The organism is Succinivibrio dextrinosolvens DSM 3072, assembly GCF_900167015.1.
Taxonomy (GTDB): domain Bacteria; phylum Pseudomonadota; class Gammaproteobacteria; order Enterobacterales; family Succinivibrionaceae; genus Succinivibrio; species Succinivibrio dextrinosolvens.
Map to the genome: position 1 here is coordinate 1 of NZ_FUXX01000047.1, position 18,071 is coordinate 18,071.

An 18,071-nucleotide genomic window follows, 5' to 3' on the forward strand; every position below is an offset into this window, starting at 1 on the left:
TTGTTATCTATTATTCGATAATAGAACCAACAACACCAGCACCTACAGTACGGCCACCTTCACGGATAGCGAATCTCTCGCCTTCAGCCATAGCTACTGGGTGGATTAGGGTTACGGTCATGTCGGTGTTATCACCTGGCATTACCATCTCTACGCCCTCTTTCAGATCGATAGAACCGGTAATATCGGTTGTACGGAAGAAGAACTGTGGACGGTAGCCCTTGAAGAATGGAGTGTGACGACCACCTTCATCCTTGCTTAGTACGTAAACCTGACCAGTGAACTTGGTGTGTGGAGTGATTGTGCCTGGAGCAGCTAGAACCTGACCACGCTCAACCTCATCACGCTTGGTACCACGTAGTAGAACACCAACGTTATCACCTGCACGACCTTCGTCTAGTAACTTACGGAACATTTCAACGCCAGTTACAGTGGTCTTGGTGGTTGGACGAATACCAACGATTTCAACTTCGTCACCTACGTGTACAATACCACGCTCTACACGGCCGGTTACTACAGTACCACGACCTGAGATTGAGAAGATATCTTCGATTGGTAATAGGAATGGATCATCGATATCACGCTTTGGCTCTGGAATGTATGAATCTAGAGTGTCTGCTAACTGATAGATTGCCTCTTTCCACTTCTCTTCGCCGTTTAATGCACCTAGTGCTGAACCACGGATGATTGGAGTGTCGTCGCCTGGGAACTGGTACTGATTTAATAGATCACGTACGTCCATCTCAACTAACTCTAATAATTCCTCGTCGTCAACCATATCGCACTTGTTTAGGAATACGATGATGTATGGTACGCCTACCTGACGTGCTAATAGGATGTGCTCACGGGTCTGTGGCATAGGACCATCAGTTGCTGCTACTACTAGAATAGCGCCGTCCATCTGAGCAGCACCAGTAATCATGTTCTTAACATAGTCAGCGTGACCTGGGCAGTCAACGTGTGCATAGTGACGGTTTGCAGTATCGTACTCAACGTGAGAGGTGTTAATGGTAATACCACGTGCCTTCTCTTCTGGAGCGTTATCGATCTGATCGAACTTACGTGCCTCACCACCAAACTTCTCTGCTAGAACAGTAGTGATAGCTGCGGTTAAAGTGGTCTTACCGTGGTCAACGTGACCAATGGTGCCTACGTTTACGTGTACTTTGCCACGGACAAACTTCTCTTTTGCCATTTTTTTATTTCCTTTGTTTTAAAGAGGTGCAGCTTTCACTGCACCAGTTAAAATATAAAAATTGTTAATTATTCTTTAGACTGACGCTCTGAAATAACAGCTTCAGCGATGTTCTTTGGTGCCTCTGCGTAGTAACCGAACTCCATTACATATGAAGCACGACCCTGAGTCAGAGAACGAAGGTCAGTTGCGTAGCCAAACATCTCTCCTAGAGGAACGTTTGCCTTAACAATCTTACCCATAGGACCATCTTCCATGCCTTCAACGATAGCACGACGACGGTTTAAGTCACCAATAACGTCACCCATGTAGTCTTCAGGAGTATCAACTTCTACCTTCATTAAAGGCTCTAGAAGAACAGGATTTGCCTTCTTGAAGCCCTCTTTGAATGCCATAGAAGCAGCAATCTTGAATGCCATTTCTGAAGAGTCAACTTCGTGGTAAGAACCATCGAATACAGTGATCTTGATGTCAACAACTGGGAAACCAGCTAGAACACCGTTAGCGATCTGCTCCTGACAGCCCTTATCAATTGCAGGGATATATTCCTTAGGAATTACACCACCAACAATCTCATTCACGAATTCGTAGCCCTTACCTGGCTCAAGAGGTTCCATACGTAACCAGCAGTCACCGTACTGACCACGACCACCAGACTGACGAGCAAACTTACCTTGCTGTTCAACCTTGCTCTTAATGGTCTCACGGTATGCAACCTGTGGCTTACCCTGATTACACTCAACCTTGAACTCACGGCGTAGACGGTCAACAATGATGTCTAGGTGAAGCTCACCCATACCAGAAATAATGGTCTGGCCAGACTCTTCGTCTGTACGAACGCGGAATGAAGGATCTTCTTTTGCTAAACGCTGTAAAGCAAGAGCCATCTTCTCCTGATCGTCCTTGGTCTTAGGCTCAACTGCTACAGAGATAACTGGCTCTGCAAAGTCGATTGACTCAAGAATGATTGGATGCTCTGGGTCACATAAGGTATCACCGGTAACGGTTTCCTTCAGACCAATAGCAGCAACGATGTCACCTGCATAAACCTCGCTAACCTCATTACGAGCATTAGCGTGCATCTGAACTAGACGGCCGAAACGCTCACGCTTCTGCTTATCTGAGTTCATTACAGTGTCACCAGACTTAATAAAGCCTGAGTAGCAACGTAAGAATGTTAAGTTACCTACGAATGGGTCATTTGCTAGCTTAAATGCTAAAGCAGAGAATGGCTCTTTATCGTCAGCCTTACGAGTATCAGCTTCACCGGTTAGGGTCTTACCCTCAACAGCAGGAACATCTGCTGGAGATGGAAGATACTCAACAACAGCGTCAAGCATTGCCTGAACACCCTTGTTCTTAAATGCTGAACCGCAGCACATAGGAATAATTTCGTTGCGAAGAGTACGCTCACGTAGAGCAGCCTTGATCTCTTCCTCGGTCAGCTCTTCACCACCGAAGAATTTATCCATCAGCTCGTCGTTAGCTTCTGCAGCTGCTTCTACAAGCTTTGCACGCCACTCTTCAACTTCCTCAACCATATCTGCTGGAATGTCAACGTACTCAAACTTCATACCCTGAGATGCCTCATCCCAGTCGATAGCCTTACGCTTGATTAGGTCAACTACACCAACAAAGCTGTCCTCTTTACCGATAGGTAACATTAGAGGAACAGGGTTACCCTTTAGACGGGTCTTAATCTGCTCTACAACACGTAGGAAATTAGCACCAGTACGGTCCATCTTATTAACGAAAGCAATACGAGGAACCTTGTACTTCTGAGCCTGTCTCCAAACGGTTTCAGACTGAGGCTGAACACCACCCACAGCACAGTAAACCATAACTGCACCGTCTAGAACACGCATTGAACGCTCTACTTCTGCAGTAAAGTCTACGTGGCCTGGGGTATCAATAATATTGAAACGGTATGGAGCCTTCCACTGATTGCTCATACCATGCCAGTAACAGGTGGTAGCAGCTGAAGTAATGGTAATACCACGCTCCTGCTCCTGAACCATCCAGTCCATGGTAGCTGCGCCATCATGAACCTCACCTAGCTTGTGGCTCTTTCCAGTGTAGAAAAGAATACGCTCGGTAGTAGTGGTCTTACCAGCATCGATGTGAGCTGAAATACCGATGTTACGGTACATTTTAATAGGGGTTTCGCGAGACATTTTATACTAACTCCTGTACTACCAACGGAAGTGGCTGAATGCTTTGTTAGCTTCTGCCATACGATGTACGTCTTCGCGCTTCTTAACAGCGGTTCCCTTGTTCTCTACTGCGTCAGCCATTTCAGCAGCTAAACGAGCAGCCATGCTCTTCTCATGACGAGAACGAGCTGCGTCAACTAACCAGCGCATTGCTAATGCGTTGCCGCGAGCTGGACGAACTTCTACTGGAACCTGGTAATTTGCACCACCAACACGACGAGACTTAACTTCTACGTCTGGGCGGATGTGCTCAAGTGCCTCCTCAAACAGGGCGAGGTGGTCCTTGCCGCTCTTCTCAGAAACGGTGTCTAATGCACCATAAACGATAGCTTCAGCGATTGACTTCTTGCCATCTAGCATTACGACATTGATAAACTTTGCTAATAACTCAGAGTTGAATTTTGGATCTGGCAAAATCTTACGCTGAGCAACTTCACGACGTCTAGGCATTTATAAATCCTCGTAATTTCAGGGTTTTCCAAAACCTAAAATTATTAACTAAAAATATAACTGTTTGGCCTTACTCTTCGGGGATGTATTAAGCCTTAGGCTTCTTAACACCGTACTTAGAGCGAGACTGCTTACGATCTTTAACACCAGCGCAGTCTAGTGAACCACGAATGGTGTGGTAACGAACACCTGGAAGGTCCTTAACACGACCGCCACGAATCATTACAACTGAGTGCTCCTGAAGGTTGTGACCCTCACCACCAATGTATGAAGTAACTTCAAAACCATTAGTTAAACGAACACGACATACTTTACGCATTGCTGAATTAGGCTTTTTAGGCTTAGTTGCGTATACACGGGTGCAAACGCCACGCTTCTGAGGACAAGCTTCCAGAGCTGGAACCTTGTTCTTTGAAACTACTTTAACGCGTGGTTTGCGAACCAACTGATTAATAGTAGACATTAAACAAAATCTCCTGTTAGTCCGAAATGGACAGATCTTACTATATTCCCTACAAATTTAGGGATTATGAATTTTAATACAAGATGAAATCAAAGATCAAATTTTTTTTGATTAACTCAATGAATCTGAGTTAGAAAAGATTAATTGTAATTATTTTTATTAATCAGCAAGTTAGTTGTAATTTAGCTGATTAATTGATTTTACAAATATATATAACTATTTGAATTAAATAGATATTTATTTTACTAATAATAGTAAAAAACTTTCTCTGTTTTGCTTATCAAGCTGTCACAAATAGCATTTATAAGGGATTTTTTTTCTTTAAACGAAAAGATTTCACAGTCTTTTAACAGGGATACTTCATTAATTAGACGTTGAAGATCAACAAAGTACATGAATACCACCTTATCATTTCTCTGAATCAGAGAGATATTCTGAACAAAGGCATTCTCTGAATAAAAAAGATGAGTACTAACCATTAGAAAACTACTACCTTATCACACTGTTCCTGGAGAGACTTTCGACTTGCTTTAGCAATTCCTTCAATACAAAGAACTCGATCTGCATAAACTTCAATATCAAACAGAAAAAGCTGTATTAGTCTTTTTAAATGTTCTTCCCCTAATGTATCGCAATTAACTGATAACGAAAATTCAGAATCCAGATACACTTTAACTGACTCTGCTTCTGACTCGGCAACGTTTAATGCAGCTTCGATTCCCTGAATGTATATTCCACTCTTTAGAGGAGAGGTTGAAAGCACAATTAATATCAAACTAAAACTCCATAATCTTTTCGGCAGAACACATCATCATGGATAATTCCATATTTCCGGATAGATTGAAACCGTCCTGAATGGAAGCTTTATCAAGACCGAGTTCCATATAAGCTCTACCACATACATACATCGGGATAGATTTTTCTTTTGATAAATTCAGATAGCTAGACTGGACTGTCTCCAAAGAACTAATCTGTGTTATTCCTTTAGATGCAATTGCTGCAGAACAATCAGTAAAGAATATCCCTGATATCTCAACTGAATCCTTTTTAAGAAGTTCTGAGATAGTACTTACAGCGATTTCATGAACCACCTGTGATACAGGTGGTGATTTAATAATAATTAGAAACTTCATTGAATGACTTATACTTCAGCGATAACTTCTATCTCGCATAGAGCATTCTTTGGTAAATCAATTCCACCTACACATGAGCGGGCAGGAGCATTTTCTTTAAAGAATTCTGCATAGACTTCATTAAAAGCAGCAAAATCAGCGATATCCTTTAAGAAACAGGTTGTTTTTACAACTTTACTTAAATCAGAACCAGCTTCCTCAACTAAAGCCTTAACATTATTTAAAGCCTGTCTAGCCTGCTCTTTAATACCACCTGCAACCATTGCCCCTGTTTCTGGAACTAGAGGAATCTGACCAGAAGCAAATAGGAAACCGTTAATAACCTTTCCCTGAACATATGGTCCAATTGCAGCAGGAGCCTTTGGTGTTGAAATAATTTTTGCTTTACTCATCTTTCTTCTCCTTATAGTTATCAAGCAAAAAAAATGCCCATGCTTAATTTTAGCATGGGCATCTTATTTTGTTTACCTTTCTACAGGTAACTCACCATTAGTTACCTAATGAGGTTGAATCCTCAGCCTGTAGAGCAGCAGCAAGCTGTTTCTGTACATCCTCAGTAGATACTGAAGACTGAGCCTGAGACTGAGCTAACTTAGCACGCTCGAACTCTTCTCTACGCTGCTTGTGATACTTGTAACCAGTACCAGCAGGGATTAGACGACCAACGATTACGTTTTCCTTCAGACCGCGTAATTCGTCAACCTTACCCTCAACAGAAGCCTCGGTTAGAACACGAGTGGTTTCCTGGAATGAAGCTGCAGAAATAAAGCTGTCAGTGCTTAATGAAGCCTTTGTCAGACCCATCAGAATGTGTCTGTAACGAACTGGCTTCTTGCCTTCAGCCTCAAGACGCTCGTTAACGATACGAACTCTTGAAACTTCCGCAATTTCGTCCTTCAGGAACTCGGTGCTCTCACCTGGATCAAGAATTTCACACTTACGCAGCATCTGACGAACGATAACCTCAATGTGCTTATCGTTAATCTTAACACCCTGTAAGCGGTAAACGTCCTGAACTTCGTTAACGATATAGTTAGCAACTGCGTTTACACCACGTAGTCTTAAGATATCGTGAGGAGACTCTGGACCTTCAGCGATCATTTCGCCCTTGGTTACAGTTTCACCTTCGAATACGTTCAGGTTTCTTGATAGAGGAATCATTTCCTCATAAGCCTCAACTGGATTTCCGATTTCATCAACAGAACCAACTGCTGGTGTAATCTCTAAGCGACGCTTAGACTTGGTTTCCTTACCAAAGGAAATAGTACCAGAAATCTCAGCAAGGATTGCAGGCTCCTTAGGAGCACGTGCTTCGAACAGGTCAGCAACACGTGGAAGACCACCGGTAATATCCTTGGTACCGCCAGCAACCTGAGGAATACGAGCGATAACGTCACCGATGTTGATCTCTGCACCATCCTGTAACTGAACAATTGCCTTAGCCTGTAGCATGTACTGAGCAGCAACGTTAGTACCTGGGATAAGAACATCATCGCCATTCTTGTCAACAATCTTAACAGAAGGACGCTTTTCCTTACCCTGAGTTGGACGAGCAGCAAGCTCTCTAACTTCGATTGAAGAAATACCTAATGCCTCGTCTTCCTTCTTGTCAACGGTCACACCTTCAATAATGTCGGAGTACTTAATGAAACCGTGTACTTCAGAAATAATTGGGTGAGTATGTGGATCCCAACGAGCAACAGTATCACCAACCTTAACGGTATCGCCCTCTTTAATCTCAAGAACAGAACCGTAAGGAATCTTGTGGCTTTCCTTTACTGAACCAAACTCATCGATAACGAACAGCTCTGACTGACGTGAGGTAACAACCTGCTTGCCATCAGTGTTGGTTACAACCTTTGAGTTCTCGATTCTGATAACACCGCTGTTTCTTACAGTAGCACCAGATTCAGCAACAGCACGAGATGCAGCACCACCGATGTGGAAAGTACGCATAGTTAGCTGAGTACCAGGCTCACCGATTGACTGTGCAGCGATAACACCAACAGCCTCACCAGGGTTTACCATGTGACCACGAGCTAAATCACGACCGTAGCACTTAGCACAGATACCAAACTTGGTCTTACATGTGATAGGAGAACGTACCTTAACACGGTCAATGCTGTTAGCCTCTAATACTGAACATAGCTTCTCGTCTAGTAACTGGCCCTTAGGAATTAGAACAGTCTTGCTACCTGGTTTTAGAACATCAGCAGCTAGAGTTCTACCTAATACACGGTCACGTAGAGTTTCGATAACATCACCGCCATTAACGTGTGGTGTAATCTCTAGACCATCATCAGTACCGCAATCTTCCTCAGTAATAACCATATCCTGAGCAACGTCAACTAGACGACGGGTTAGGTAACCAGAGTTTGCAGTCTTAAGAGCGGTATCAGCCAGACCCTTACGAGCACCGTGAGTTGAAATGAAGTACTGCTGTACGTTCAGACCTTCACGGAAGTTTGCAGTAATAGGGGTTTCAATAATAGAACCATCAGGCTTTGCCATCAGACCACGCATACCAGCTAGCTGACGAATCTGTGCTGGTGAACCACGAGCACCAGAGTCAGCCATCATGTAGATGCTGTTGAATGAAGACTCAACCTCTTCCTCACCTAGAATGTTCTTAGCAGTCTGGGTTGAAAGGTTCTGCATCATAGCCTTAGCAACTTTTTCACCGGCGGTTGACCAAACGTCGATAACCTTGTTGTATCTCTCACCAGGAGTAATCTGACCATTCTCGTACTGACTCTGAATTGTCATTACTTCCTTCTGAGCTGAAGAAATAAGAGTGTATTTCTCCTTAGGAATCAACATATCATCAACACATACTGATGAACCTGAAATAGCTGCGTTTGCGAAACCGGTATACATAATATGGTCAGCAAACATTACAGTGTCCTTCAGACCTAACTTATGGTAGCAGTTATTCAGTAATGCACCGATCTTCTTCTTTCCTAGAGGAACGTTGGATACGTGAGTAAACCAGTTCTTCTGAGACAGAATTTCATGAATGTTTTCCTGAGTTACACCTTCTGCAGGAGGATCAATAAGATCGAATGATAATCCCTTTGGAAGGATCAGAGACAACATAGCACGACCAATGGTGGTTAAACGTAACTCGTTGTGCTCAATGAACTCACCAGTATCAGTATCCTTCTCATAGAAGTGGATACGACATGCAATACGTGCGTGGAAGTCAGCTATATCTGCCTTGTACAGACGCTCTGCTTCCTTAGCATCAGATAGAATTAAACCTTCACCACGTGCACCGATTCTCATACGGGTCATGTAGTACAGACCTAAAACCACGTCCTGTGCAGGAACAATGATAGGATCACCAGATGCAGGTGATAGAACATTGTTGGTTGACATCATCAGAGCTCTTGCTTCTAACTGAGCTTCTAATGTTAAAGGTACGTGAACAGCCATCTGGTCACCGTCGAAGTCAGCGTTAAATGCTGGACATACTAGAGGGTGCAGACGGATTGCCTTACCTTCAATCAGAACTGGCTCGAAAGCCTGAATACCTAGTCTGTGTAGAGTAGGAGCACGGTTCAGCATAATAGGATGCTCACGAATTACTTCGTCAAGTACATCCCATACGATTGGATCCTCACGCTCAACCATCTTCTTTGCAGCTTTGATAGTTGTTGCAAAACCGCGGATCTCTAAACGACCATAGATGAATGGCTTGAATAACTCAATTGCCATCTTCTTAGGTAGACCACACTGGTGTAGACGTAGGAAAGGTCCACAAGTAATTACTGAACGACCTGAGTAGTCAACACGCTTACCTAGAAGGTTCTGACGGAAACGACCCTGCTTACCCTTAATCATGTCAGCAAGAGATTTTAGAGCTCTCTTGTTTGAACCGGTAATTGCACGTCCACGACGGCCATTATCCATTAGGGCATCAACTGATTCCTGAAGCATACGTTTTTCGTTACGTACGATAATCTCAGGAGCAGCTAGGTCTAACAGTCTCTTTAGACGGTTATTTCTGTTAATTACTCGACGATATAAATCGTTTAAGTCAGATGTAGCAAATCTACCACCATCCAATGGTACTAATGGACGTAAATCAGGTGGTAAAACAGGTAAAACAGTCAGAATCATCCACTCTGGCTTGTTTCCTGAGCTAATAAATGACTCGATAAGCTTTAGTCTCTTAGCTGACTTCTTGCGATTTGACTCTGAAGAAGTGCTGTCTAAAGTCTCTCTAACAGTCTTTAATTCTTCTTCTAGATTTATCTGACGTAATAAATCTAAAATAGCTTCTGCACCCATCTTGGCGGTGAAATCATCACCATACTGACCTAAAGCATCAACGTACTGTTCTTCAGTTAGAAGCTGACGCTCTGATAAATCAGTCATACCAGGATCGGTAACAACATAGCTCTCAAAATAAAGCACGCTTTCAATATCACGTAACTTCATATCAAGCATTAAGCCGATACGTGAAGGAAGTGACTTTAAGTACCAGATATGTGCTACAGGTGAAGCTAATTCAATGTGGCCCATACGCTCACGACGTACCTTAGCCTGAGTAACTTCAACACCACACTTATCACAGATAGTACCGCGGTGCTTTAGACGCTTATACTTACCGCATAAGCACTCATAATCTTTGATTGGTCCGAAAATCTTTGCACAGAACAGACCATCACGTTCTGGTTTGAAAGTACGATAGTTAATGGTCTCAGGCTTCTTAACCTCACCGTATGACCATGCACGAATCATCTCTGGTGAAGCTAGACCAATCTTAATAGCATCAAAATCTTCAAGCTTCTGCTTGAATGCATTGCTGCGATTAGCCAACTTACCTAAGCTCTCGCTTACGCCTAGATCCATAACAGATTCTTCTGGGGAAGGCTGAGTCTGACTTGCTAAACCTTCTAAAAGATCGTCGTTCTGATCGTTTTCCAAATTGCTCACAACAGTTTCTCCTATTGTCGTAGCCAAATAGGGGTTATTCACCCCTAACTAGAAACTTATTCCTTGCGGACAAGATCGATATTGATACCAAGTGAACGAATTTCACGTAAAAGAACATTGAATGACTCAGGAATACCAGCTTCCATAGTGTACTTACCGTCAACAATATTCTTATACATCTTAGTTCTACCGTTAACATCATCAGACTTAACAGTAAGCATTTCACGTAGTGTGTAAGCTGCACCGTATGCTTCCAGTGCCCAAACTTCCATCTCACCGAAACGCTGACCACCAAACTGAGCTTTACCGCCCAATGGCTGCTGAGTAACAAGACTGTATGAACCAGTAGAACGAGCATGCATCTTGTCATCAACCAAGTGGTTCAACTTCAGCATGTACATGTAACCAACTGTTACCTTTCGTTCAAATGGACGACCTGTTCTGCCATCAAATAAAGTCATCTGACCAGACTCAGGTAAATCAGCCATCTTTAACATCTGCTTGATGTTCTCTTCCTGAGCACCATCAAATACAGGTGTTGCAACTGGTAGACCATCACGTAGGTTGTTTGCAAGTGTCATAACTTCATCGTCTGACATACTTGAAATATCAACTTCCTGTGAAGTATCACCTAAATCGTAGATCTCCTGTAAGGTCTTACGAATTTCAGCAATAGCTCTCTGCTGAACAAGCATCTTATTGATCTTCTCACCGATGCCCTTAGCAGCAAGACCTAAGTGAACCTCAAGAACCTGACCGATGTTCATACGAGAAGGCACACCCAGAGGGTTTAGAACCATATCTACAGGACGACCGGTCTCATCGTAAGGCATATCCTCAATTGGGTTAATCTTTGAGATAACACCCTTGTTACCGTGACGACCAGCAAGCTTATCACCTGGCTGAATACGACGTTTAACAGCAACATATACCTTAACAATCTTCAGAACGCCTGGAGTTAGATCATCACCGTCTGTGATCTTCTTCTTTTCTGTTTCGAATTTTTCTTTGTACTGCTTAGCAAACTCATCTAAACGAACAGAGAACTCTTCAAGCTGACGCTGTGCCTTGTCATCATTTAAGGTCTGCTTTAACAGATCTTCATCAGCAATTGCATCAACCTGCTCCTGAGTCATACCGTTCTTAACTAGATGGATACGTACCTGATGTAACAGACCCTGTGATAAGAAGCTGAACTCCTCATCTAAATCTTTCTTAGCCTGATTTAGATGCATCTCTTCAATTTCTTTAGCACGCTTGTCTTTCGCAACACCTTCACGGGTGAAGATCTGAACATCAACAACGGTACCGGTCTCACCGTTTGCTAAACGTAATGATGAATCCTTAACCTCTGATGCCTTTTCACCGAAGATTGCACGTAAAAGCTTCTCTTCAGGAGTTAGCTGAGTTTCACCCTTTGGAGTAACCTTACCAACAAGGATGTCACCACCAACAACTTCTGCACCAACGTATACAATACCTGCCTCATCAAGTTTTGATAAAGCTGATTCACCAACGTTTGGAATATCTGCAGTAATTTCCTCAGGTCCTAACTTGGTATCACGAGCGATACAGGTCATTTCCTCGATATGAATTGTTGTTAAGCGATCCTTAGCAGCAACTCTCTCAGAAACAAGAATAGAATCCTCGTAGTTGTAACCGTTCCATGGCATGAAAGCGATTCTCATGTTCTGACCTAATGCCAGCTCGCCCATGTCAGTAGAAGAACCATCAGCAATTACGTCACCAGCCTTAACCTTTTCATTTAACATTACGCAAGGACGCTGGTTAATACATGTATTCTGATTTGAACGTGTGTACTTAATCAGGTTGTAAATATCAATACCTGCATCATGATCGCCTTCGATTTCGTCGATGTTTACACGAACAACGATACGACCACCATCAACGTGCTGAACAATACCACCACGCTTAGCAATGATAGATACACCAGAGTCAACTGCAACTGCACGCTCCATACCTGTACCAACGAATGGCTTCTCAGAACGAACAGTAGGAACAGCCTGACGCTGCATGTTTGCACCCATCAGAGCACGGTTAGCGTCATCATGCTCAAGGAATGGAATCAGAGCAGCTGCAACAGAAATAATCTGCTGAGGTGAAACGTCCATAAACTGAACATCCTCTGCACGACGAACTTCTGACTCGCCCTTGTAACGACACTGTACATAATCAGAAATAATCTTGCCGTTCTCATCAAGGTCGGTGTTTGCCTGAGCAATAACATACTGACCTTCTTCGATAGCTGACAAGTACTGGAATTCTTCAGTAACTACACCATTCTTAACAAAACGATATGGAGTCTCAAGGAAGCCATAATCGTTGCAACGTGCAAATACTGATAATGAGTTAATCAGACCGATGTTTGGACCTTCAGGAGTCTCAATAGGACATAAACGACCATAGTGAGTTGGGTGAACGTCACGAACCTCGAAACCGGCTCTCTCACGAGTTAAACCACCAGGACCTAAAGCAGAAATACGACGCTTATGTGTAACTTCTGACAGTGGGTTGTTCTGGTCCATGAACTGAGATAACTGGCTTGAACCATAGAACTCTTTAATTGCAGCTAAAATAGGCTTTGCATTAATAAGTTCCTGAGGAGTAGTGTTATCAAGATCACCTAGAGATAATCTTTCCTTAACAGCACGCTCAACACGAACTAAACCAATACGGAACTGGTTTTCTGCCATTTCACCAACAGAACGAATACGACGGTTACCTAAGTGGTCGATATCGTCAATATTCTCTTTACCGTTACGGATTCTTACTAAGTAACGGATAACCTTAATAATATCGCTATTATTTAGAGTTCCACGTAATGCTTCGTTCTCAATATGGGTAGTATCAAGAGAAATCTCTTTACCCTTAGCATCGGTAGCCTTACCTTCTAACTCAGTAACGTTAGAAGCTAGCTTTAATACAGATAGAGGAAGAATAATTGCTCTATCGTAGGTATAAGCCTCGCCATCTTTTGGCTGAATCTTAACCTTGTGTAATAGACGCTCTGCAGCAGGTAACATCTGATCTTTCTTAGCGTGGATCAGAATATTATCTAAGAAACCTAATAACTTATCAGCAACTCTCTGTGGAGTTGTATTAGGCATGCACTCTACTTCAGCAGGATCTAGTAATGGCTTGATTGCATCAACAATCTGTGGATACTGAGCATATACAAAGCCGTCAACAACTGAAACTGGAGCTTCAGCAGTATTGATTGCAGACTCAGAATTAGATAATAGACGCTCTAAACCAGCCTTGAAGTTCTTCTCTTCAACAAAGCGGCTATCAAACTTCATACGACCTACAGATGATAAGTCGTATCTATCCTCAGCGAAGAATAGGTTCTTAAACAGAGTTTCAGCAGCTTCAACAGTTGGAATTTCACCAGGACGCATCATCTTGTAGATTTCAAATAATGCTGCGTTCTTATCTGCTTCTTCTGAACTTAAATCACGAGTTGTATCGTTTCTTAATGTATCAGCAATGAATGAACCTTCATCAACAGCTGAAGTATAAAGAATCTCGATCTTCTTTAAGCCGTTCTCTGAGATTGCCTTTAGATTATCCTCATTTAATAAGGTATTAGCTGCAAGAACAACTTCGCCATCCTTGTTCTTATAATCTTTAGCAACAATCTTGTCTAACAGATACTCAGGTGGAACCTCTAATGAGGTAACTTCCAGCTTCTTCATCTGACGAACGTGGCGGGCAGTAATCTTCATGCCCTTCTCAACAATTATCTCTTTGCCAACTTTAATGTCAAATGAAGCGGTTTCACCACGTAAGCTCTCAGGAACAAGCTCCATGTTGATCTTGTTGTTCTTGAAATCAATCTCAACAGTATCAAAGAATAAGCCTAGGATCTGCTCTGTGTTATAGCCTAATGCACGTAATAAAACAGTTGCAGGTAACTTACGACGACGATCGATACGTACGTATAAATTATCGCGGTGATCAAACTCAAAATCTAGCCAAGAACCACGGTAAGGAATAACACGTGCACTGAATAAAATACGTCCAGGGTAGGTCTTACCTCTGTCGTTATCAAAGAAAACGCTTGGTGAACGGTGTAACTGTGAAACAACAACACGCTCGGTACCATTAACAATGAAGGTACCGTTGTCGGTCATCAGTGGGATTTCACCCATATAAACATCTTGGTCAATACGCTCTTTAACTGTCTTTGGAGAATCTTTCTCGTAACGAACTAAGCTTAATTTAACCTTCAAAGGAGCAGAATATGTTGTACCACGAATCATGCATTCGCGAACATTGAACTTTGGCTCACCAAGATGAAAGCTGTTATAACATAATTCAGCGTTGCCAGAGTAACTCTTAATTGGGAATACACTCTTGAATGCAGCAACCAAACCATTCTCGTTGTTTGGATCTGAACTAATAAATTGTTTAAATGAATCGAGTTGTACTGCTAATAAGTAAGGTGTATCTAAAACTTTTACACGCTTACCGAAATCCTTACGGATGCGCTTTTGCTCAGTGTAGGAGTAGACCATGGATAGGTGATCCTCTATTTGATCTGTTTCCGGACAAGTACAATAAATTGCACCTAGTGTTTACAGGCATCGAACCCGATCCCCTTTTTATAGGGGATCGGGTTACGTTTTTAACAGTTTAAAATACTGTTATTGGTCCGATGCGAACCAAATTTTTTGGCTAGTAATTAAACTAAAGCAGCCTCAGCACCAGCGTCAACTAGAGCCTTAACTAAAGCCTCAGCGTCAGCCTTAGGCATTGCTTCCTTAACCTTAGCTGGAGCTGACTCAACTAGATCCTTAGCCTCTTTTAGACCTAGACCAGTTGCGGTACGAACTGCCTTAATAACAGCGATCTTGTTAGCGCCTGCTGACTTCAACTCAACGTCGAACTCAGTCTTCTCTTCAGCAGCACCAGCTGCACCAGCAGCAGGAGCAGCTGCAACTGCAGCAGCAGCTGAAACGCCAAACTTCTCTTCCATTGCCTTAACTAGCTCTACAACTTCAGTAACTGATAGAGCAGCAATTGCCTCAATGATTTCATCCTTAGATAAAGCCATTTTTAAACTTCCTATAAAATAACCAGGCTATGCCTGAAAAAAAACAATTGACTATATAAATATAGCCTAGCTGAATACGCTACTACTGAGCGCCAGCCTCTGAACCAAGTTTCTCGCCTAATGCAGCAAGAGTACGTACAAGCTTGCCAGCTGCAGCTTCCTTCATGGTTGCCATTAACTGAGCGATAGCCTCGTCGTAAGTTGGTAATGTTGCAAGAACATCAATGTCTTCGCTGCTGTATGCCTTACCTTCAAAAGCTAAAGCCTTAACTTTGAAAGTATTGCAGGTCTTTGCGAAATTCTTGAAGATTCTAGCAGCAGCACCTGGATGCTCAAGAGATAAACCAATAATGGTTGGACCCTTGCATGAATCCTTGATGCACTCGAACTCAGTACCCTCTAAAGAACGAGTTAAAAGAGTATTACGTACAACATGTAGATAAACATTGTTAGCACGAGCCTCTTTACGTAACTGAGTTAAACTTGCTACTGGAATACCGCATGAATCTGCAGTAACAGCGGACACAGCTTTCTTGGCTACTTCGGCGACTTCAGCAACAATTGCCTTTTTGTCTTCGATATTCAATGCCATTTTTAGCAGTGACTCCTGGAATGTCCAAAATCGGACTATACCCTTTCGGGACCACCGAAAATAAAACTAAGTTTATTTTCGCCTACGCTAGATTATTAAGGTACTACCCCTAGCGGTCTTTGGTTTGGCGGCAAAGCCTCCTATCCAAAATCTTTTTTTAGCACAAGTACCTTTGTGCTAGCACTGTAGGCTAATTAAGCCTCAACAGCCTTGCTACCTAAAGTTGCCTTATCGATAGTTAGACCAACACCCATGGTGGTTGAAACGCTAACTTTCTTGATGAAGGTTCCCTTAGCTGCAGCTGGCTTCATCTTCTCGATTGAAGCAACAAGTGCATTTAAATTGTCTGCAAGCTGCTCAGCGGTGAAGTTAACTTTACCGATTGAGGTCTGGATGTTACCAGCCTTGTCATTACGGAAGCGAACCTGACCAGCCTTAGCATTCTTAACAGCGGTAGCTACGTCACGAGTTACAGTACCAACCTTAGGGTTTGGCATTAAACCACGTGGACCTAGGATCTGACCTAGAGCACCAACTACACGCATTGCATCAGGTGAAGCGATAACTACGTCGAAGTCAGAGAAACCTTTCTTAACTTCTGCAGCTAGCTCGTCCATACCTACGTGGTCTGCACCAGCAGCCTTAGCCTGATCTGCTAATTCACCCTGAGTGAATACTAATACACGTACAGTCTTACCGGTACCGTGTGGAAGAACAGTTGAACCACGAACGTTCTGATCTGACTTAGTAGCATCAATACCTAACTGGATAGCTACGTCTACGCTCTCAACGAACTTTGCCTTAGCAGTGTTCTTTAATAGCTCAAAACCTTCTTTGATGTCGTACTGCTTGGTCTTATCAACAGCTGCGCGGATTTCTTTTAAACGCTTTGCAATCTTAGCCATTTATTAACCCTCCACCTGGATGCCCATTGAACGAGCAGTACCAGCGATAGTACGAGCAGATGCCTCTAAATCAGCACCAGTCATATCTGCTTCTTTCTGCTTAGCAATCTCTAGGCACTGAGCCATGGTGATCTTACCAGCAACTTCGGTACCAGGCTTGTGTGAACCTGACTTTAGACCTAAGGTCTTCTTGATTAAGTATGAAGCAGGGGTTGTCTTTGATACGAATGTAAATGACTTATCCTGATATACGGTGATGATAACTGGAACAGGTAGACCCTTTTCCATGTTTGAAGTCTTAGCATTAAATGCCTTACAGAACTCCATGATGTTAACACCGTGCTGACCTAATGCAGGGCCAACTGGAGGAGCTGGATTAGCGTTACCAGCACCAACTTGTAATTTAATGTAGGCAGTTACTTTCTTTGCCATTTTGAGTTTTTCCTCTATTGTTGAAATGGGTGATATCGCGTAACTAAATACGCTTCCCTTGGTCCGAAGACCTATTTATTAGTGTGCAAAGAGCACAAAAATAACTTTGAGATTATACACAAATGCATGACACCGATCAATTAAATTAATCAAAAAGTTTAAAAAAAAATTGATTTTTATGCCTCTTTATCCTAACCGCGTGTTTACAAACAATAAACTAATTTATTCTGGTCAGATGTAATTTGGATTAATGGTGCAAGCTTATTAATTTGAAAGGAGTAAAAATAAAGCCCAACACTTTAGGTTGAGCTTTAATAAACGAATGTAAAACCCAACCTCCGCTCACCCTAGTTTTAAACTAGGGTGATTATTATCACAAATCATCTAAATATTCTTTTTATTCCACTGTTTTTTAAGATTTTTTCTTTATGTAATTCTATTTTTGTTATATCATAGTCCATAATATATCTTAATGGACTATTTATATGACTGACTCATCTGAAATCAAGTGGAATTACTCAAGCTATACAGACAAAATGGGTAGAACCTATATCATCTCTTACTACAATAAATGGGACCCGCTTAAGAAACAGTCTCGAGTTGCTAAGAGAGTTCATGTCGGTAGACTAAATGCCGATACAGGTGAAGTTTCTCTTAGTAAAGCCTTCCT

At 42.4% G+C, this 18,071-nt stretch carries 14 protein-coding genes; 1 reads left to right on the top strand and 13 read right to left on the bottom strand.

Features of this window, described 5'->3' with window-relative positions; translation table 11 throughout:
• Positions 1-10: 10 nt before the first annotated feature.
• From tuf to rplK, 13 genes are all read right to left on the bottom strand, one after another.
• Positions 11-1,195 (bottom strand): elongation factor Tu, encoded by a 1,185-nt coding sequence (tuf, locus tag B5D46_RS10155; protein WP_078929370.1) that lies wholly within the window; start codon positions 1,193-1,195, stop codon positions 11-13.
• A gap of 68 nt (positions 1,196-1,263) precedes the next feature.
• The gene (gene fusA, locus B5D46_RS10160) at positions 1,264-3,369 is read right to left on the bottom strand and encodes an elongation factor G (RefSeq protein WP_078929371.1); all 2,106 of its coding nucleotides are present in this window, start codon (positions 3,367-3,369) and stop codon (positions 1,264-1,266) included.
• Positions 3,370-3,387: 18 nt separating this feature from the next.
• Positions 3,388-3,858, bottom strand: a complete 471-nt coding sequence (rpsG, locus tag B5D46_RS10165) for a 30S ribosomal protein S7 (RefSeq protein WP_031492444.1) — start codon at positions 3,856-3,858, stop codon at positions 3,388-3,390.
• Positions 3,859-3,946: 88 nt separating this feature from the next.
• On the bottom strand, positions 3,947-4,321 hold the full coding sequence (gene rpsL / locus B5D46_RS10170; protein WP_021889490.1) for a 30S ribosomal protein S12: 375 nt from the start codon (positions 4,319-4,321) through the stop codon (positions 3,947-3,949).
• Positions 4,322-4,799: 478 nt separating this feature from the next.
• Positions 4,800-5,096, bottom strand: coding sequence for a hypothetical protein (locus B5D46_RS10180; RefSeq protein WP_078929373.1), 297 nt, complete (start codon positions 5,094-5,096; stop codon positions 4,800-4,802).
• Position 5,097: 1 nt separating this feature from the next.
• Complete coding sequence (locus B5D46_RS10185) at positions 5,098-5,454, bottom strand: DsrE family protein (RefSeq protein WP_078929374.1); 357 nt, start codon at positions 5,452-5,454, stop codon at positions 5,098-5,100.
• An 8-nt stretch (positions 5,455-5,462) separates the two neighbouring features.
• Positions 5,463-5,846, bottom strand: coding sequence for a RidA family protein (locus B5D46_RS10190; protein WP_078929375.1), 384 nt, complete (start codon positions 5,844-5,846; stop codon positions 5,463-5,465).
• Between the two features lie 97 nt (positions 5,847-5,943).
• Entirely contained in the window at positions 5,944-10,311 is a 4,368-nt protein-coding gene (rpoC, locus tag B5D46_RS10195) for a DNA-directed RNA polymerase subunit beta' (RefSeq protein WP_051639582.1), read from the bottom strand.
• Between the two features lie 140 nt (positions 10,312-10,451).
• Entirely contained in the window at positions 10,452-14,933 is a 4,482-nt protein-coding gene (gene rpoB, locus B5D46_RS10200) for a DNA-directed RNA polymerase subunit beta (RefSeq protein WP_078929376.1), read from the bottom strand.
• A gap of 167 nt (positions 14,934-15,100) precedes the next feature.
• Positions 15,101-15,472 carry a 50S ribosomal protein L7/L12 gene (rplL, locus tag B5D46_RS10205; protein ID WP_031492437.1) on the bottom strand — a complete coding sequence of 124 codons (372 nt, stop codon included), beginning with the start codon at positions 15,470-15,472 and terminating at the stop codon, positions 15,101-15,103.
• A gap of 82 nt (positions 15,473-15,554) precedes the next feature.
• Entirely contained in the window at positions 15,555-16,064 is a 510-nt protein-coding gene (rplJ, locus tag B5D46_RS10210) for a 50S ribosomal protein L10 (protein ID WP_078929377.1), read from the bottom strand.
• Positions 16,065-16,258: 194 nt separating this feature from the next.
• Complete coding sequence (gene rplA / locus B5D46_RS10215; protein WP_031492435.1) at positions 16,259-16,969, bottom strand: 50S ribosomal protein L1; 711 nt, start codon at positions 16,967-16,969, stop codon at positions 16,259-16,261.
• A 3-nt stretch (positions 16,970-16,972) separates the two neighbouring features.
• The gene (rplK, locus tag B5D46_RS10220) at positions 16,973-17,401 is read right to left on the bottom strand and encodes a 50S ribosomal protein L11 (RefSeq protein WP_074945313.1); all 429 of its coding nucleotides are present in this window, start codon (positions 17,399-17,401) and stop codon (positions 16,973-16,975) included.
• Between the two features lie 485 nt (positions 17,402-17,886).
• On the opposite strand from rplK, the gene B5D46_RS10225 reads away from it, so the two are divergent.
• The coding region (locus B5D46_RS10225) for a hypothetical protein (protein WP_200805000.1) at positions 17,887-18,071 on the top strand (185 nt) is incomplete at its 3' end.